A 17,257-nucleotide genomic window follows, 5' to 3' on the forward strand; every position below is an offset into this window, starting at 1 on the left:
CCTTACAGCGCCAGGATTGCGCTGAAGTCGCCGCTGAGGCCCTCGGGGTAGAAGCCGCCCTTCGTCGCGCCGGGCGCGAGGAACACGATGTTCCCCACCTGACGCGGCGTGCGGCTGTACGCGATCCCGTTCCCGTCCGCCAGGACGATGTTCGCCGCGCCGCCCTCCACAACGCCCTGATCCACGTCGCTGGCGCCGTCCACGCTGTCACGCAGGTTGCTGATCGCCTGCACGACGTCCGCGACCTTCAGGGTGGGCGTCACGTCCGTGTTGCGCTGCTGGTACAGCAGGGTGCGGATCATGCCCGCGTGGTACGCCTCCACGGCCAGGATGCCCGCCGCGTTCTCCAGGTTCCCGCCCGCGCTCGCGTCACTCAGAAAACGCGCCGCGCCCTTGTACGCACTGACGCCCACGTCCTCGAAGATGAACGCGCCGTGCAGGAAGAACAGGTCGTTCGCGAACGGGTTGAAGCCCGTGATCGCCCCGCCCGACGCGGCGCTGCCCGCCGCCGCGAAGGCCGGACCCAGGTCCAGCGTGGGCTGCGACACGGCCGCCGCGCCCAGCACCTTGCGGATGATCTTCACGTGGTTCAGCTCGTCGGTGGCGACCTCGTTCGCGTAGGCGCGCACGTCCGCCGAGTCGAACTTCACGCCGTCGCCGTTACGGCCGGTGAAGCCCGCAGGCAGGATGACCTTGCTGCTGTTCCCGCCCGCCGCGTCCAGCTCCTGCAGGCGGCCCACGGCGGCCAGGTAGAACGCCGCTTCCAGGTACTCGAGGTTCAACGCGAAGTTGAAGATCGTGGCGTCCAGATTGGCCTTGGGCGCCATGCTCATGGCAGGCGCGCACCCGGCCAGCAGACCCGTGGCGGTGGCGGCCCCGGCGGCCCCCAGGAACTTCCGGCGATTCATGGCGTTGGACATATGAACTTCCCTCCAGACAGAGACAGGCGATTCAGGCACGAGGACACCCCGGCCAGCGCAGGCGGATTCCTGCACCGGCCCATGCGGCCGTGTCGCTCTGACCAGTCCTATGCACCCCACTGCGGGACGGATCATTCCCACGCCCGACCGTGAAGATCAGGTGAACATCAGGCCGGCAGGCTGTCCCCGTCAGGCTGCCCGAACCGGTTCTCCTGCACCAGCCGTTCCAGCGCCCGGGCCCGCTCCAGCTGCGCGCCCAGCGCCGCGTGCCGCGCCTCCAGCGACCGGACCGCGCCCCCCAGCCGCGCCAGCACGTCCACCTTCAGGGCCGCCAGGGCTGCCGGGCCCGGCGGCTCACGCTGCACCGAGAACATCGTGCCGCCCTGTGCCACCAGCCCCAGCAGACCCTGCGCGTCCAGGAACGCCCGCGTGTCCTCCAGCGTCAGGCCCAGTCCCTGCCACTGCTGCACGCCCCTCAACTCGATCACGTTGTGCAGCAGGAACCGGAACCTGCCGTTCACCCGCGTGGGGTGCAGCAGCCCCTCACGCAGCAGGTGCCGCACCGTCGTGACGGGCAGCCCCATCAGCGCCGCGAACTGGCCGATCCCCACGCCCCGCTCCTCGAACAGCGCCCCGAACACCTCCGCCCCGCCGCACATGGTCACCAGATCCGCCCGCCGCTCCTTCGGCAGGGCGCTGATCACATCCCGGACCTGCCGGACCCCCTGCCGGAACTCCGCCGCGCTCACGTCCTTCATGCACGCCGCCGCGCGGTCACCGTCACGCCCCAGCAGGGCAACGTCCAGCATGCCCTCAGTGGGCGGCTCAGGCCATCCCGCCAGGACGGTGAAACACGGGTCAGCCCATCAGGTCTCTGCGTGTTGAACATGGGTGATGCCTCCTGCCCGGCAGTGTGGAACGTGCACCCGACTGCACGTCAACCGCCCCCCCACCCAGTCAGCCCGGCCCCGCCGTCAGGTGAAAGCCCGCCCACTCCCGCCAGAACGCCCCCGCCGCGTCCAGACACGCTCCCTCCAGCCGGATCAACTCGGCCGCCCCAGCCCCGGCGAACGTCGCCTCCGCGAACGCCAGCTTCGCGCGTAGGAACGCCGCATGATGCCCCGCCGTCCCCCCGTAATTCTCGGCCACACCCGCCCACTCAGGCACCCACGCCGCCCGCAACCGCCCCGCCACGCGCGCCTGCACGTCCGCGTGCGGCCCGCCCGGCAGCAGGTACGTCACGTCCTGCGCCAGCCACCGGTCAAAGCGCTCCTCCAGCCCCGCCCGCCACGCCGCGTCACTCACGCCCCGCAGCAGAGCACACAGTGACCGTCCGGGCCGCCGCACATCAACAGAGAAAGGGGGCGACCCGCAGGCCACCCCCTCCCTCAGCTGGGCCGGTCCTTACTTGACCAGACCCAGCTTGCGCACTTCGTCGCGTTCCTCGGTCAGTTCCTGCGCCGTGGCGTCCATCTTGCCGCGGCTGAAGTCACTCACGGGGAGGCCCTGCACGATCTCGTACTTGCCGTTCTTGCAGGTCACGGGGAAACCGTAGATCAGGCCCTCGGGAATGCCGTAGCTGCCGTCGCTGGGAATCCCCATGCTGACCCACTCGCCCTCGGGGGTGCCCAGCGCCCAGTCGCGCATGTGATCAATCGCGGCGCTCGCGGCGGACGCAGCGCTGCTCAGGCCGCGCGCCTCGATGATCGCCGCGCCACGCTTCGCCACCGTCGAGATGTACTGCTGCTCGTACCAGTCACGGTCCACCTGATCCAGCGCGGGCTGGCCGTCCACCGTCGCCTGCGAAAGATCGGGGTACTGCGTCGAGGAGTGGTTGCCCCAGATCGTCAGGTTCTTGATGCTGCTCACGGGCTTCCCGGTCTTCTCCGCCAGCTGGCTGATCGCGCGGTTGTGATCCAGACGCACCATCGCCGTGAACTGCCCCGCATCCAGATCCGGCGCGTTCTGCTGCGCAATGAGCGCGTTCGTGTTCGCGGGGTTCCCCACCACGAGCACCTTCACGTCACGGCTCGCCACGGCGTTCAGCGCCTCACCCTGCGGCTTGAAGATCCCACCGTTCGCGCCCAGCAGGTCCCCACGCTCCATCCCGGCCTTGCGGGGCATGGCGCCCACCAGCAGCGCGTAATCCGCGTCCTTGAACGCCACCATCGGATCATCGCTCGTCACGATGTCCGCCAGCAGCGGGAACGCGCAGTCACGCAGCTCCATCACGACGCCGTTCAGCGCCTTCAGCGCGGGCGTGATCTCCAGCAGTTGCAGAATCACCGGCTGATCTTTGCCGAGCATGTCGCCCGACGCGATGCGGAAAAGAAGGCTGTAGCCGATCTGGCCAGCGGCGCCGGTAACGGCAACGCGGACGGGTTGTTTGGTCGTCATGGGTATCCCTCCTGAGGATGGTTTTACGGCTCACGATAACGCGCGGCGGGACGGTTGGGGGAAAGTTCCCCGGACGGGGACAGGGGGCTGTGCTTCGCGGTGGGCGGCCCCACCCCCCAACCCCCATCCCCAGGGGGGACAGGGGAGCGGCGTTGCACTGGGCAAGAGATTTCACTGTCGCGGCGGATTTGCTGTGGGCGGTGACGTGTCTGGCCTCGACGCCATCCTTCGCCACCCGCAAGGCCCGCGCGCTGCGCGCACGACGGCCGGTGGCCGTCGGCGGTGACTTGTCGGGCGGGACGCTGTGGGCCGCTGATCTACTGTTCTCGCTTCGGCGGAAGCATATGTGCAAGGCTTCCCTCTGCGGCGAGCTGTCAGTGCAGCTGATTGAAGGGTTCCGCTGTGCAGCAGCCTCCGTTTCCACTTCCCCTTTACAGCGGTGCGTCGTCGGCGAAGTTCGGTGCGCGTTTCTCGCGGAGGCTGCTGAGACCCTCGCGGACGTCGGGGCCGGTGAAGCCGAGAAACTCCAGGGCGAGGGACGCGTCGAAGGTGGGTCCGGCCTGCCTGAGCCAGTTGTTGAGGGCGTATTTGGTCCAGCGGATGGCGGTGGGGCTGCCGCTGGCGAGTTGCCGGGCGACGGTCCAGGCGCGGTCCAGCAGTTCCTCGTCCGGGACGGTGAGGCTTACGAGGCCGATGCGTTCCGCTTCGATGCCGCTCACCGGTTCGCCGGTCATGAGGTGGTATTTGGCCTTGTTCAGGCCGCACAGCAGGGGCCAGATGATTGCGGCGTGGTCACCGGCGGCGACCCCCAACCGGACGTGCCCGTCGAGGAGGCGGGCGGTGTGCGCGGTGATGCTCACGTCGGCCAGCAGCGCGACGGCGAGGCCAGCGCCGACGCAGGGGCCGTGGATGGCGCTCACGATGGGTTTGGAGCAGTTGATGACGTTGTACACGAGGTCTCGGGCTTCTTTCCAGACGCGGGTGAGGGCGGTGAAGTCGCTGCTCATCTCCTCGATCAGGGTGAAGTCCCCGCCGCTGCTGAAGCCGCGTCCCTCGCCGCGCACGAGGACACTGCGGATGCCGGGCGTGTCATCAATGTCGCGCCACACGCGGGTCAGGGCGCGGTGCGCGTCGGCGTTCACGCTGTTCAGGGTCTTCTCGCTGCGGATGACGACTTCGAGGATGCCGCCGTCGTGCAGGTGGAGGTGCAGGCCGGGGTACGCGCCGGGAGCAGTGAGCTGGGCTGTGTCCATAGGGGCAGGGTAGCGGGTGCGTGGGCGGGGGTGTCCGGCGGGGTGGGATGGATGCACCTGAAGCGGGCCCACACGGCAGTCACGTGCGGGCCCGCTTCAGGTGATCTGTTTAGCCGTTGAGCTTGGCGGTCACTTCAACGAGGCGGCGCGCCTGGTGGGCGATGGTGGCGCGGTCCTCATCGGTCAGGGGCTGGCCGTTCGCGGTGACGCTGGCGCCGTAGGGGTTGCCGCCCGACGCGAAGATGGCCTGGTCGGTGTAGCCGGGCGCGACGATGATCGACCCCCAGTGCATGGCGGTAACGTACAGCGTCTGGAGGGTGGTTTCCTGGCCGCCGTTGGGGTTCTGGGCGCTGGTCATGGCGCTGAAGGTCTTGTTGGCGAGTTTCCCGGTCGCCCACAGGCCGCCGAGCGTGTCGATGAACGCGCGCACCTGGCTGGCGGCGCCGCCGAAGCGGGTGGGGGTGCTGAACAGGTAGGCGTCGGCCCATTCGAGGTCGGCGGGGGTGGCGGTGGGGACGTCGGCGCTGCGTTCCTGCTGGGCTTTCCAGGCGTCCTGGGTGTCGATGACGGCCTGGGGCGCGGTCTCGGGGACTTTCAGGATGCGGACCTCGGCGCCGGCGGCGCGGGCGGCTTCGGCGGCGGCCTGGGCCATGGCGTGGTTGGTGCCGTAGGTGGAGTAGTAGACGATGGCCAGTTTGACGGGGGAGGGCGTGGTCATGTCCCCAGCATGCACCTGACCGGGCATTCACTCAATATTGAAAGATTTGGCATGCATTGAGCGAATTCTCATCTGGGAAAGGGGAAGGGCACCCGGCAGTGACGCTGTGCCGGGTGCCCCTCCCGCCAACGGTCAGACGCGGATGGTCACGCGCGCGCCGTCGTCCTCCAGATGTACCGTGTCAATGAAGCGCACCACGCGCGTCGCGTAGCCCATCACCAGCGTGTGGGTGCGCGCCCCGCCGCCGAAGCGCCGCACGCCGCTCAGCAGCTCGCCGTACGTGATGCCGGTCGCGCTGAACACCATCTGCCTGCCCGGCGCGAGGTCATTGGTCTTGTAGACCCTGTTCTCGTCGACGCCCATCGCCTTGAAGCGCTCGCGCATGGCGTCGTCCTCCGCGATGAAGCGGCCCTGGATCTCCGCGCCCAGGCACTTCATGGCCGCCGCCGACAGCACCCCCTCGGGCGCGCCGCCCGAGCCCATCAGCGCGTGCACGCCCGTGCCGCGCACGCCCACCTGCAGGCTGGCGACCACGTCCCCGTCCCCGATCAGTTTCACGCGCGCCCCGGCGGCCCGCACCCGGCGGATCAGGTCCGCGTGCCGCTCGCGGTCCAGGATGGTGATCATCAGGTCGTCCACGTCGCGCTCCAGGCTCTGCGCCAGGACGTTCAGGTTCGCCTCGACCGGCCAGTCCAGGTTCACCTTCCCGGCGGCGGGGGGCGGCACGACCAGCTTGTCCATGTAGCAGTCCGGCGCGTGCATCAGCCCGCCCCGCTCGGACAGGGCGATCACGGCCAGGCCGTTCGGCAGGCCCTTGGCGGTCACGCTGGTGCCCTCGACCGGATCCACAGCGATGTCCACCTCGTACTGCCCCTGCCCGACCTTCTCGCCGATGTACAGCATGGGGGCCTCATCCATCTCGCCCTCGCCGATCACGACCGTCCCGCGGATATCCAGGCTGTTCAGCAGTTCGCGCATGGCCTCGGTGCCCGCGCCGTCCACGGCGTTCTTGTCGCCCATGCCCATCCAGCGGCTGGCGGCCAGGGCGGCGCCCTCCGTCACGCGGGCGGTCTCTAGGACCAGGGCGTGCTCGAAGTGGTTGGTGTCCACGCGGCTCTCCGCGCCTTGCTTCCGCTTGACCGTCATGCCGTTAACGTAACACGGGGACGTGAAAAACCGTCTCCGGGAGCGGTTCCATGCGGTGATTGGTGTGTCACTCCCCGGGGGAATTTGGGTTGGCTCAGTCCGTGGGGCGGCTCAGCGCAGTACGCCCGCCCAGACCAGCAGCAGCCACAGCACCACTGGGATGGCCAGCGAGCCAACAATCAGCTTCAGCAGCCGCCACCAGTCGTTCAGGAACTCCTTCACGCCCTCAGCGTAGCAGCCGCCCGAGCGCGCGACCGGGTGCCCCTTCACGCTGTCTTGCCTCAGCCGGACCCGCCATCCACGCACTCCGTACACTGGCGGGTATGACCCTCAGCCCCCTGGCCGGTAAACGCGCGCCGCAGAGCCTGCTGACGAACATCCCCCGACTGGTCGCCCACTACTACGAGACCCGCCCCGACGTCCGCGATCCACTGCAACGCGTGGCCTTCGGGACCAGCGGGCACCGCGGGACCAGCCTGAACGGCACCTTCAACGAATCGCACATCCTGGCCGTCACGCAGGCCGTCGCCGAACACCGCGCCGCCGCTGGCATCACCGGGCCGCTGTTCATGGGCCTGGACACCCACGCGCTGTCCGAACCCGCCTGGATGACCGCCCTGCAGGTCCTGGTTGCCAACGGCGTGCAGGTGCGCGCGCAGGCCGGCTCGTTCACGCCCACGCCCCTGATCAGCCACGCGATCCTCGAACACAACCGCCCCGGGCGCGAAGGGACGCCCGACCACGACTGGGCCGACGGGATCGTCATCACGCCCAGCCACAACCCCCCGCAGGACGGCGGCTTCAAGTACAACCCCCCCTCCGGCGGCCCGGCCGATACCGACGTGACGGGCGCCGTACAGGCCCGCGCGAACGCCATCCTGGAGAACGAACTGCGCGACGTGAAGCGCGTCTCACTGGAGGACGCCCTGGCGGGCCTGACGGACTTCGACTTCATCACGCCCTACGTGTCGGGGCTGGGCACGGTCGTGAATCTGGACGCCATCCGCCAGAGCGGCGTGAGGATCGGCGTGGACCCGCTGGGCGGCAGCAGCCTGCCGGTGTGGCAGGCCATTCAGGCGCAGCACGGCCTGAACCTGGCGATCGTGAACGAGGACATCGACCCGCGCTTCGCGTTCATGAGCGTGGACCGCGACGGGAAGATCCGCATGGACTGCTCCAGCCCGTACGCCATGGCGGGCCTGCTGGCCCTGAAGGATGACTTCGACGTGGCCATCGGCAACGACCCGGACGCCGACCGGCACGGCATCGTGACCCGCGCGGGCCTGATGAACCCCAACCACTACCTCGCGGTGATGATCGAGTACCTGTTCAGCCACCGCCCGGGCTGGCGCGAAGGCGCCGCGATCGGCAAGACGCTGGTCAGCAGCGCCCTGATCGACCGGGTGGGCGCCGGGATCGGGCGGCGCGTCGTGGAGGTCCCGGTGGGCTTCAAGTACTTCGTGGAGGGACTGCTGGACGGCTCGTTCGGCTTCGGGGGAGAGGAGAGCGCCGGAGCGAGCTTCCTGAGACTGGACGGCACGTCCTGGAGCACCGACAAGGACGGCCTGATCCCCGGCCTGCTGGCCGCCGAGATGACCGCCGTGACCGGCAAGACGCCCAGCGAACGCTTCGCGGACCTCACCGCGCGCTACGGCGAGACCGCCTACGACCGCCAGGACGCTCCGGCAGACGCCGCGCAGAAGAAGATCCTTTCAAACCTCAGCCCCGAGCAGGTCAGCGCGACCACGCTGGGCGGCGACCCCATCACCGCGAAACTCACCCGCGCGCCCGGCAACGGCGCGGGCATCGGCGGGCTGAAGGTCACGACCGACCAGGCGTGGTTCGCCGCGCGGCCCAGCGGCACCGAGGACGTGTACAAGATCTACGCCGAGAGCTTCCGCGGCAAGGAACACCTGAAACAGGTCATGGACGAGGCGCGGGACGTGGTCAGCGCCGCCCTGAGCGGCCAGTAAAACCGGACGCTTCTGCGCGGCCACGCCCGCCTGAACGTCAGCTGCCGGGGCCTCGGTGGCCCGAAAACACCAGAGTGCTCCCTGTGCGGCCCTTCTGCCTGGGCCGCCACGCCTGGGCACTGGGCCACGCCGGAATCATTCCTGTGTGGTCCGGCTTGTTCTTGACCGGCTGCGGTCAACGACCAGTTCCAGGAGCCAGGGTGCCGTCAGTGGAGACGTTGTTTCCGGCACCCCCAGGCCCGCAGCACTGGGGCGACTCTGCATGAACTTCATCTGCTGTCATGAAGCTCATCCGGCCGATCGGAGGCTCTGGGCTGAGTGGCGGACCCGCCCTGACCGCGCCTGAGCGGGTTGCGATCGCGGGCGCTCTCATGAGTGCGAATGCGAAAAATTCCGCACCCTGCCGCACCAATCAGTAAGTTTTATGTGAGTTCATTTTTCCTATGTTTGGCTATCAAAGATCGGGTTCAGACCCGACCCGCAGCCCACAGGAGGAAGTTACATGGATCACGCTGAAATGCTCCACCACACCTGGGTGAGTTCGTACATCATCCTGTCGTTCATCATTGCCACCGTGGCGTCCTACATGTCCCTGGAACTCGCCGGACGCGCCGGACGCGTGTTCAGCAGCGCCGCGAACCGCTTCTGGCTGATCGCGCAGGCCCTGGTCCTCGGCTACGGCATCTGGGCCATGCACTTCGTCGGCATGATGGCCTTCCAGGTAAACGCCGCCACCAGCCTGAACTACCCGATCACCGTCCTCTCCGGCCTGGTCGCCGTGGCCTTCATGTACCCCGCGCTGCTGATCCTGCACGCCGGACCCTTCAACCTGCGCCGCCTGAGCATCGCGGGCGTGATCGCGGGCATCGGGATCGTCGCCATGCACTACAGCGGCATGGCCGCCTTCCGCCTGCCCGGCACGGCACTTCAGCTGAACATCCCGGCCCTGATCGGCTCGGTGCTGATCGCCGTGGGCGCCAGCATGGCCGCGCTGTTCCTGTTCCACCGCCTCACCAGCGACTGGGCCAAGCAGCAGACCCGCGCGCGGCTGAACCTCGTCAAGGTCGGCGCGGCCGCCGTGATGGGCGCCGCGATCACCGCCATGCACTACACCGGCATGGCCGCCTTCCGCTACAAGATCGTGGACGAGATGCAGGTCGGGATCGCCCAGCAGGGCATCGACACCACCCTGCTCGCCCTGGTGATCGGCGTCGTGACCTTCCTGCTGATGGGCCTGGCCCTGACCAGCATCCTGATGGACGCCGGCCGCGGCGGCGACCTGGAAGACGTCGACTTCGGCAGCGCCGCGGACTGAACTCACCTCCCGTATCCTCTGCACCCTGTGGCCTGCCGCGTCCCGCGGCGCGCCCGGAAAGGACAACACCCTCATGGCACGAATTCTGATTGTTGATGACTCCCCCGCCGACCTGAAGTTCATGGAAGCCGCCCTGAAAGCCACGCCCCACAGCGTCACCGCACTGAACGACCCCGCCCAGGTCGAGGCGGTCGCCGACCAGCTGCGCCCGGACCTGCTCCTCGTGGACGTCGTCATGCCCGGCCGCAACGGCTACGAGGTCGTGCGCGGCCTGCGCCGCCAGCCCGGCATGGACAACCTGAAAGTCGTGTTCGTGTCCAGCAAGGGCACCGAGACCGACGTGAAATGGGGCCTGCGTCAGGGCGCCGACGACTACATCGTCAAACCCTACACGCCCGAGCAGGTCCTGGGCGTCGTGAACCGGCTGATCGGCTGATGCCCGACGCGCTGCTCGTCCGCGTGCAGGACACCCGCCTGGCGCTGCCCCTCTCGGGCGAGCAGACCATCGCGGAAGTCGGCCCCATCGCCCCGCTGCCCCACGGTGAACCGCTGCTGCGCGGCCTGACCACCCTTCAGGGCCGCGCCGTGCCCCTGCTGGACCTCGCGCCGCTGCTGGGCCACCCCGCCGCCACCCCCGCCCTGATGGTCCTGACCAGCCTGGAGGGCGAACGTGTCGCCCTGCTCGTGGATGAGGTCTACGGCGTCAGCAGCGTCCCCACGCCCCCCCCCGGCACCAGCCTGCTGCTGGACGTGCCCGGCGGCCCCCTCCTGAACCCGACGGCCCTGATCCGCGATCTGCGCGACCACCTGAGCTGACCCGCCCCCCGCACCTCACCCCACGCCCCTTCCCCCGCTCCCGCCCGGAGGTCCACCCATGCAACTCCAGTTCCAGACTGCCCGCCTCAACCGCGCCAATCGCAAAACCAACGCCCAGCGAGTCGGGTGGCTGGGACAGCTGCGCGTGGGTCAGAAGCTCTCGCTGGCCGCGTTCGCGTTCGCCGTCCCGCTGACCGTGCTGGTCAGCACGCTGCTCGTCGAGCAGCAGAGCGCCATCACGAAAACCAAGTTGGAACTGTCCGGCATCGAGCAGTTCGGGCCGCTGCGTGACATCAACACCAACCTCGCGGGCTTCGTCTCCACCGCCCTGCGTGGGGACAGCGGCGGCGCCGCGAAGGCCGCGTCGGCCATGGACGGCGCTATCGACCGGCTCGAAGCGCAGGTGTCGCCCGAGTACCGCGAGCGCGTGCAGTCCCTGCGCCGCGACTGGAAGACCCTGCCCGACTCCATCGGCACGCAGCCGGACCTCGCGATCCTGCAGACGTACGCGCAGCTGCTCAGCACCTACCAGCGCGACCTGAGCGAGGATCTCCTGACCCAGTCGGGCCTGATGCTCGACCCGGTGCCCAACACCTTCCACACCATGGAAGCCACGCTGCGCATCCTGCCGCGCCTGTCCACCGGTCTGAACCTCGCGGCACTGACCACGGAAGCGGGCCGCCGCGAGCCCGGCGACGACAGCTCCTACCTCAGCGTGCTGCGGGACCTGAACGTCACCCTGCAAGACGCCCTGACCGCCTACAACGCCAGCGTGGACCGCGTGGTCCGCGCCGACCCCAAGGCCGGGGCCGCCCTGAGCGAGGCCGCCACGAAACTCAACGAGGCCGTCACGCCCGCCCTGGCCGACCTGGGCGCCGCCGTGGAAGGCGGCAGCCTGAACAGCGTGGACGTGCAGGGCATCCAGAACAGCGCGCTGCTCCAGGTGGGCGCCGCGTACAACTCCGGCGTGGAAACACTGACCCGCGACCTGCAGAGCCGCATGAGTGACACGGAACGCCAGCGTCTGCTGTCCCTGCTGGCGATCATCGCGGCGCTGGTGCTGGCCTTCACGCTGCTGATCCGCCTGTCGCGCGCCATCGTCAAGCCCCTGACCGAACTGACCCGCGCCAGCCGCGCCGTGTCCAGCGGCGACCTGAACGTGCAGGTGCCCGTGCAGACCCGCGACGAGCTGGGCTACATGGCGCATACCTTCAACAACGCCACCACGCAGCTGCGCGTCAACGAGGAGAAGAACCTCAACGAGCGCGAGGAAGCGGCCAAACTCCAGAACAACATCGGTTCGTTCCTGGACGTCACCATGGACATCGCCGGCGGCGACCTGACCCGCCGCGGCGTGGTCAGTGAGGACGTGCTGGGGAACGTCGTGGACTCCATCAACCTGATGGTCGACGAGCTGGGGCAGGTGCTGGGCGAGGTGCAGAAGGCGTCGGTGTCCGTGACGGACGCCAGCCGCGACATGCTGCGCACCACCGACCAGATCGTGCAGGGCGCCGACACCACCACCCAGGAAACCCGCCGCGTGGCCGCACAGGTGCGCGCCGTGACCGACGGCTTCCGCGACATGGCCGAGGCCGCGCAGCTCAGCGCCGAATCCGCACGCCAGGCGCTCGAAGCGTCCGAGCAGGGCCGCGAGGCCGTGCTGGGCACCCTGGACGGCATGCAGAACATCCGCCGCGAGGTGCAGGGCGTGGCCCGGCGCATCAAGACCCTCGGTGAACGCTCCCTGGAAATTCAGGAAATCGTGGACACCATCTCGCGCCTGTCCAGCCAGACCAACCTGCTGGCACTGAACGCCTCCATCGAGGCGGCCGGTGCAGGCGCCGCCGGCAGCCGCTTCGCGATCGTGGCAGACGAAGTGCGTAAACTCGCGGACTCCTCCGCGCAGGCCACCGCGCGCATCGCCAGCCTGATCCGCACGGTGCAGCTGGAAATCACCGAGGTGGTCGGCAGCGTGGAGGACAACACCCGCGAGGTGGAACAGGGCTACCGCGTCGCCGCCATCGCCGGGGAACGCATCGAGCAGCTGGGTAAGCTGGCCGCCGAGTCCGCGCAGTTCGCCGAGCGCATCAACGCCGCCACCACCGACCAGGTGCGCAGCGTCGAGCAGGTGAGTGAAGCCGTGCAGCAGATCGGTCAGGTGGCCGAGAACTCCAACGAGAGCGTCGAGCAGGGCCGCGCCGCCGCCCGCCGCCTGCAGCACCTCGCGCAGAACCTGCTGCAGAGCCTCTCGCGCTTCAAGCTCCCCACCAACTAAGGCACAAGGAGCTGATGTGACCTCCCTCACCCCCCCGGTCACCCTGGACCCGGAACTGACGGCCTCCTACCTGCAAGACGCCCGCAGCGTCGCCGCGGGACTGGAAGACGCCACCGTCGACCTGTGGGTACCCGCCGACCGCGCGCGTGCGCTGGACACCCTCTGGGTGCTCAGCCACCGCCTGCACGGCACCGCCGGCCTGTACGGCCACCCGCAGACCGCGGCGCTCGCTGCGCTGCTCGAACGCCTGATGGAAGGGCGCGTGCACCTGAACACCGACGAGGCCGTGCCCATCCTCACGGAGATCCTCGAGCGCGCCCACACCTGCTTCAGCAGCGCCCTGAACCGCATCGAGGAAGGCCAGAGCGAGGGGGACGTGGGCCTGCTGTTCGCGGAGATCGGCGGTCCCGCGCAGGTCACGGAACTGCTGCGCACCCAGCCCTTCCAGTTGCAGGCCCGCCAGGCCCGCACCGAGGAGCAGGAGGAGCCGCCCTTCGCGGTCGTGAACGCCGCCATCTGGGAGGACTTCGGCCCAGAGGCGGCCGAGCTGGCCGCCACGCTGCGCAGCGGCCTGCACGCCGACACCCCCGACCTGACCGCCCTGTTCCGCGCGGCGCACACCCTGAAAGGCAGCAGCGCCATGGTGGGTCTGGCGGACATGGCCGAAGTCGGCCACGCCATGGAGGACCTGCTGGGCGCCGCCCGCGAGGACGCCGTCACCCTGGACCGCGCGCTGCCCCTGATCGACGACGGCCTGAACGTCGTGGAACTCGTGCTGGCGCACGCCGAGGGCCAGGTCCGCGAGTCCCCGCAGGCCCGTATCCAGGGGTACCGCGCCGCCGTGAGCGCCCTGCTCAGCGGCCAGGCCCCCGCCGCACTGCTGCCCGTCACAGAGACAGCCGCGCCCATCCCCGAAGCGCGCCTGAGCGTCCGCGTGGACAGCGGCCGCCTGGACGGCATGCTGGACGACGTGGCCGGACTGGTCGCCGCGCGCGCCCGCCTGAACGGCCTGCTGCTGCGTCAGCAGCAGGTGGCCGCCAGCCTCGACGCCGCGCACGAACGCGTGCAGCGCACCGTGCGGGACTTCGAGGAACGCTACCTGAACCCCAACGTCACGCCCGGCGGGGCCAGCGCCGGCGTGCCCCTGGACCGCCTGCCCGGCCAGCCGGCCCGCGCCGCGGACCTGGGCCTGCAAGACCGCCTTGCGGACTTCGGCGCGCTGGAACTCGACACGTACGACGACCTGAACATCCTCGCGCGCGCCGTGACCGAGCTGAGCGCCGACCTCGTGGAGGTCCGCGCGCAGACCGCGCAGGCCATCACCGCGCTGGGTGACGAACTGACCGGCCTGGAAAAACTCACGCGCCAGCTGCGCGTGGAACTCAGCCGCGCCCGCCTCGTCCCGCTGGAACGCGTGACCGCCCCACTGCACCGCTGGGCGGGCCGCCGCACCGACCTGAAACTCACCGTGCACGGCGAGGACAGCCTGATCGACGCGCAGTACGCCGCGCCGCTCGGGCAGGCGCTGCTGCACCTGCTGACCAACGCCGCCGTGCACGGCGCCCAGAGCCCCGAGGACCGCGCCGCGCAGGGCAAACCCGCCCTGCTGCAGGTGGGCGTGGACGCCCGCGTGGCCGACGGGCACCTGCACGTCACCGTGCGCGACGACGGCCGCGGCCTGAACTACGACGCGCTGCGCCAGCGCGCCCTGCAATCCGGGCACGTCAGCGCCGGCGAACTGAGCGGCATGACCGACGCGCAGACCGCGCAGCTGGTGTTCCTGCCTGGCCTGAGCACCGCCGCGCAGGTCACGCAGGAAGCCGGGCGTGGGGTCGGCATGGACGCCGTGCGCGACACCATCACCCGCCTGGGCGGCCGCGTCAGCATCAGCAGCGTGCCCGGCCAGGGCACCGCCACCACCCTGCACGTGCCGGTCGCGCAGCAGATCGCGGACGTGCTCGTCCTGCGCGCCGGCGCGCAGCGCGTCGCGGTCCTGGCCAGCCAGGTGCAGGGCATGACCACCCTGGACGGCGACGCGCCGGACGGCAGCGTGGACCTCAGCCTCCTGTGGGGCGAGGCGCCCGCCCAGACCCGCTACGTGGCCCGCCTGTCCGTCCCCGAGGAAGACGGCGGCACCCTGCACCTGATCGTGGACGAATTCCAGAGCCTGGAAGAAATCGTGCTGCGCCCCGCCGGGAACCTCCTGACGTCCCTGGAGTACCTGAGCGGCATGACCACCCTGAACGACGAGCACGGGCAGGCCTACCCGGTCGCCGTGCTCGACCCCGCCGGGCTGCGCCGCGCCCGCCCCGCCCAGCGCGACACCCGTGTCACGGGCGCCGCCCAGAGCGCCGGGCGCATCCTGCTGGTCGACGACAGCCTCAGCGTGCGCCGCCACGTGGGCCGCAGCCTGGAACGCTTCGGGTACCAGGTCGCCACCGCCAGCGACGGCCAGGAAGCCCTGGAACGCCTGCTGGCCGGCGAGCAGGCCGACCTGCTCCTGAGCGACCTGGAAATGCCGCGCATGAACGGCTTCGAGCTGCTGCGCGCCGTGCGCTCCAGCCCCGCGCACACGCAGCTGCCCGTGGTCATCATGACCACCCGCGCCGGCGAGAAGCACCAGCAGCTCGCCATGGAACTCGGCGCGAACGACTACCTCGCCAAACCCGCCGAGGAGCGCCTGCTGCACCGCCGACTCGAGGCGCTGCTCGCCGCCGGAGCCCCGGCATGACCGCGGGCGACGGGGCCGCCTGCCTGGTGGTGTCCCCCCACCTGTCACGCGCCCTGTCGCACGCCGCCCTGATCGAAGCGGCCGGCTGGAGCGCCTCGACCGCCGCCGGAGGCCTGCACGCCCTCACGCAGATTGAACGCGAGAAACCCCGCCTGGTCACCATCGACCCCAGCCTGGAGGACCTGAGCCCCGCCGACCTGCACGAAATCCTGCGGGACGACCCGGCCACCGCCGAGACCATCGTCCTGATTCCCGGCGCGCAGCGCCCCAGCCGCTACGGCGGCCCCTTCGACGTGACCGTCCCGGCCGGCCTGACCGCCCCGGACGGCCTGGCCCTGGCCCTCCAGGCCCTGGGCGGCGCGGGCGCCCCCCGCTGGCACGACCCGGAAAGCGCCGCCCTGAGCGGCGAGCTGGGCAGCCTGCCCCTGACCGATATCCTGCTGTGCGCGCAGGAGTTGCAACTTTCGGGCCTGCTGCTCATCTACCATGGCGTGCAGCCCGCGCATCTGGTGCTGCGGCGCGGTGAGATCATCGACGCCGAATGCGGCGACCGGCCCGCCCCGCAGGCCATCACACACCTGCTCAGCAGCCGCGCCCCGGGCGACTTCCGGTTCCACCTCATGCCGCCCGACCCGCTGGGCGCCTACCCGCGCGGCGTGAACACGCCCACCTCGCGGCTGCTGATGGAAGCGGCCGTCCACGAGGATCACGCGCACGCCACCCCGAACCAATCCGCCCTGGAGGCCTCATGAACCCAGCTGACATCAACCCACCCATCACCGTTCTGGTCGTGGACGACTCCGTGAGCGTCCGCAAGGCCCTGGAACGCATCCTGGCCCCCCAGGGCTACCTGATCCGCATGGCCGACAGCGCCGAGAGCGCCCTGGACACCCTTGACCCGCTGCCCGACCTCGTGCTGGCCGACATTCTCATGCCCGGCATGAGCGGCCTGGAACTGGCGCGCATCCTGATGGACCGGCAGCTGAACGTGCCCGTCATGCTCATGAGCGGCATCGTGGACGAGGTCACCCAGCGCGACGCGCAGGCGGCCGGCGCGCGCGGCGTGCTGCGCAAACCCTTCACGCCCGCCGAACTGCTGCCCGCCATTGAACCGCAGGTGCACGCGGCGCTCGACGCCCGCGCCCAGCGCGACGGCACGGCGGCTCCCGCCAGCACGCCCGCCCCGGTCGCTGCTGAACCCACGCCGCCCGCCGCCCCCGCCCCGGACGCCCAGACCCTGGGCACCCCGGCCCCGCAGAGCGCCGCTCCGCACAGTGGCCCCCTGGCGGGCCTGCAGGCCGTTCAGGGTGTGGAGGGCGCCGTGCTGTACAGCGCCGACGGCGACCTCATGGATCACTTCGGTCCTGAACTGCCCGAGAGCTTCGCGATGTACGCCCGCTTCATGGTGACGGCCGCCGCCACCGCCAGCCACCACCTGAACCGCGGTGACCTGAGCGGCATTCTGCTCAGCTACGCCGGGCAGACCCTGCTGCTCAGCCCCCACCGTGACGGGCAGCTCGTGACGCAACTGCGCAGCGGGGACGCCGCTGGGGCCGTGCAGCGCTGGCAGACCGCCCAGCTGAACTGACGGCCACGGGACAGGGAGGCGCGCGGGGAGTCACCCGCCGCCTCCCTGTCCTGTGTGCAATGCGCGGGGGGCTGCCGCCACCGCACGGACCCCGGATGAGCAGCATCTGAGGCGCGCGTGGCGCC

The 17,257-nt window shown here is 70.1% G+C and carries 15 protein-coding genes; 8 read left to right on the top strand and 7 right to left on the bottom strand.

Features of this window, described 5'->3' with window-relative positions; translation table 11 throughout:
- Positions 1 to 2 precede the first annotated feature (2 nt).
- From IEY63_RS15505 to glpX, 7 genes are all read right to left on the bottom strand, one after another.
- The gene (locus IEY63_RS15505; RefSeq protein WP_189069900.1) at positions 3 to 920 is read right to left on the bottom strand and encodes a ferritin-like domain-containing protein; all 918 of its coding nucleotides are present in this window, start codon (positions 918 to 920) and stop codon (positions 3 to 5) included.
- 167 nt (positions 921 to 1,087) lie between these two features.
- Positions 1,088 to 1,729: a MerR family transcriptional regulator gene (locus IEY63_RS15510; protein WP_189069901.1), complete on the bottom strand. Its 642-nt coding sequence runs from the start codon at positions 1,727 to 1,729 to the stop codon at positions 1,088 to 1,090.
- 148 nt (positions 1,730 to 1,877) lie between these two features.
- The gene (locus IEY63_RS15515; protein WP_189069902.1) at positions 1,878 to 2,225 is read right to left on the bottom strand and encodes a hypothetical protein; all 348 of its coding nucleotides are present in this window, start codon (positions 2,223 to 2,225) and stop codon (positions 1,878 to 1,880) included.
- Between the two features lie 99 nt (positions 2,226 to 2,324).
- Positions 2,325 to 3,317, bottom strand: coding sequence for a malate dehydrogenase (locus IEY63_RS15520; protein WP_160977050.1), 993 nt, complete (start codon positions 3,315 to 3,317; stop codon positions 2,325 to 2,327).
- Between the two features lie 431 nt (positions 3,318 to 3,748).
- Complete coding sequence (locus IEY63_RS15525) at positions 3,749 to 4,570, bottom strand: enoyl-CoA hydratase/isomerase family protein (RefSeq protein ID WP_189069903.1); 822 nt, start codon at positions 4,568 to 4,570, stop codon at positions 3,749 to 3,751.
- A gap of 109 nt (positions 4,571 to 4,679) precedes the next feature.
- Positions 4,680 to 5,288: an NAD(P)H:quinone oxidoreductase gene (gene wrbA, locus IEY63_RS15530; protein WP_189069904.1), complete on the bottom strand. Its 609-nt coding sequence runs from the start codon at positions 5,286 to 5,288 to the stop codon at positions 4,680 to 4,682.
- A 132-nt stretch (positions 5,289 to 5,420) separates the two neighbouring features.
- Positions 5,421 to 6,434 carry a class II fructose-bisphosphatase gene (gene glpX, locus IEY63_RS15535; RefSeq protein ID WP_189069905.1) on the bottom strand — a complete coding sequence of 338 codons (1,014 nt, stop codon included), beginning with the start codon at positions 6,432 to 6,434 and terminating at the stop codon, positions 5,421 to 5,423.
- Between the two features lie 323 nt (positions 6,435 to 6,757).
- On the opposite strand from glpX, the gene pgm reads away from it, so the two are divergent.
- The 8 genes from pgm to IEY63_RS15575 all read left to right on the top strand — a co-directional run bounded on the left by pgm (position 6,758) and on the right by IEY63_RS15575 (position 17,132).
- Positions 6,758 to 8,407 (top strand): phosphoglucomutase (alpha-D-glucose-1,6-bisphosphate-dependent), encoded by a 1,650-nt coding sequence (pgm, locus tag IEY63_RS15540; RefSeq protein ID WP_189069906.1) that lies wholly within the window; start codon positions 6,758 to 6,760, stop codon positions 8,405 to 8,407.
- Positions 8,408 to 8,909: 502 nt separating this feature from the next.
- Positions 8,910 to 9,722, top strand: a complete 813-nt coding sequence (locus IEY63_RS15545) for an MHYT domain-containing protein (protein WP_189069907.1) — start codon at positions 8,910 to 8,912, stop codon at positions 9,720 to 9,722.
- A gap of 73 nt (positions 9,723 to 9,795) precedes the next feature.
- Positions 9,796 to 10,158 carry a response regulator transcription factor gene (locus IEY63_RS15550; RefSeq protein WP_189069908.1) on the top strand — a complete coding sequence of 121 codons (363 nt, stop codon included), beginning with the start codon at positions 9,796 to 9,798 and terminating at the stop codon, positions 10,156 to 10,158.
- On the top strand, positions 10,158 to 10,538 hold the full coding sequence (locus IEY63_RS15555; RefSeq protein WP_189069909.1) for a chemotaxis protein CheW: 381 nt from the start codon (positions 10,158 to 10,160) through the stop codon (positions 10,536 to 10,538). The genes IEY63_RS15550 and IEY63_RS15555 overlap by 1 nt, the downstream gene beginning before the upstream one ends.
- Positions 10,539 to 10,596: 58 nt before the next feature.
- Complete coding sequence (locus IEY63_RS22285) at positions 10,597 to 12,813, top strand: methyl-accepting chemotaxis protein (RefSeq protein ID WP_229784749.1); 2,217 nt, start codon at positions 10,597 to 10,599, stop codon at positions 12,811 to 12,813.
- Between the two features lie 16 nt (positions 12,814 to 12,829).
- Positions 12,830 to 15,544, top strand: a complete 2,715-nt coding sequence (locus IEY63_RS15565) for a hybrid sensor histidine kinase/response regulator (RefSeq protein ID WP_189069910.1) — start codon at positions 12,830 to 12,832, stop codon at positions 15,542 to 15,544.
- Positions 15,541 to 16,296, top strand: coding sequence for a DUF4388 domain-containing protein (locus tag IEY63_RS15570; protein WP_189069911.1), 756 nt, complete (start codon positions 15,541 to 15,543; stop codon positions 16,294 to 16,296). The genes IEY63_RS15565 and IEY63_RS15570 overlap by 4 nt, the downstream gene beginning before the upstream one ends.
- Positions 16,293 to 17,132 carry a response regulator gene (locus IEY63_RS15575; protein WP_189069912.1) on the top strand — a complete coding sequence of 280 codons (840 nt, stop codon included), beginning with the start codon at positions 16,293 to 16,295 and terminating at the stop codon, positions 17,130 to 17,132. Before IEY63_RS15570 ends, IEY63_RS15575 begins: the two co-directional genes overlap by 4 nt.
- The last annotated feature ends 125 nt before the right edge of the window (positions 17,133 to 17,257 follow it).

This window comes from Deinococcus radiotolerans (assembly GCF_014647435.1).
Lineage (GTDB): Bacteria > Deinococcota > Deinococci > Deinococcales > Deinococcaceae > Deinococcus > Deinococcus radiotolerans.

Coding starts and splice junctions, on each gene's coding strand:
- IEY63_RS15510 (WP_189069901.1), bottom strand. CDS start 1,729: ATGCTGGACGTTGCCCTGCTGGGGCGTGACGGTGACCGCGCGGCGGCG.
- IEY63_RS15550 (WP_189069908.1), top strand. CDS start 9,796: ATGGCACGAATTCTGATTGTTGATGACTCCCCCGCCGACCTGAAGTTC.
- IEY63_RS15525 (WP_189069903.1), bottom strand. CDS start 4,570: ATGGACACAGCCCAGCTCACTGCTCCCGGCGCGTACCCCGGCCTGCAC.
- IEY63_RS22285 (WP_229784749.1), top strand. CDS start 10,597: ATGCAACTCCAGTTCCAGACTGCCCGCCTCAACCGCGCCAATCGCAAA.
- IEY63_RS15505 (WP_189069900.1), bottom strand. CDS start 920: ATGTCCAACGCCATGAATCGCCGGAAGTTCCTGGGGGCCGCCGGGGCC.
- pgm (WP_189069906.1), top strand. CDS start 6,758: ATGACCCTCAGCCCCCTGGCCGGTAAACGCGCGCCGCAGAGCCTGCTG.
- IEY63_RS15545 (WP_189069907.1), top strand. CDS start 8,910: ATGGATCACGCTGAAATGCTCCACCACACCTGGGTGAGTTCGTACATC.
- IEY63_RS15520 (WP_160977050.1), bottom strand. CDS start 3,317: ATGACGACCAAACAACCCGTCCGCGTTGCCGTTACCGGCGCCGCTGGC.
- IEY63_RS15575 (WP_189069912.1), top strand. CDS start 16,293: ATGAACCCAGCTGACATCAACCCACCCATCACCGTTCTGGTCGTGGAC.
- wrbA (WP_189069904.1), bottom strand. CDS start 5,288: ATGACCACGCCCTCCCCCGTCAAACTGGCCATCGTCTACTACTCCACC.
- IEY63_RS15555 (WP_189069909.1), top strand. CDS start 10,158: ATGCCCGACGCGCTGCTCGTCCGCGTGCAGGACACCCGCCTGGCGCTG.
- IEY63_RS15570 (WP_189069911.1), top strand. CDS start 15,541: ATGACCGCGGGCGACGGGGCCGCCTGCCTGGTGGTGTCCCCCCACCTG.
- glpX (WP_189069905.1), bottom strand. CDS start 6,434: ATGACGGTCAAGCGGAAGCAAGGCGCGGAGAGCCGCGTGGACACCAAC.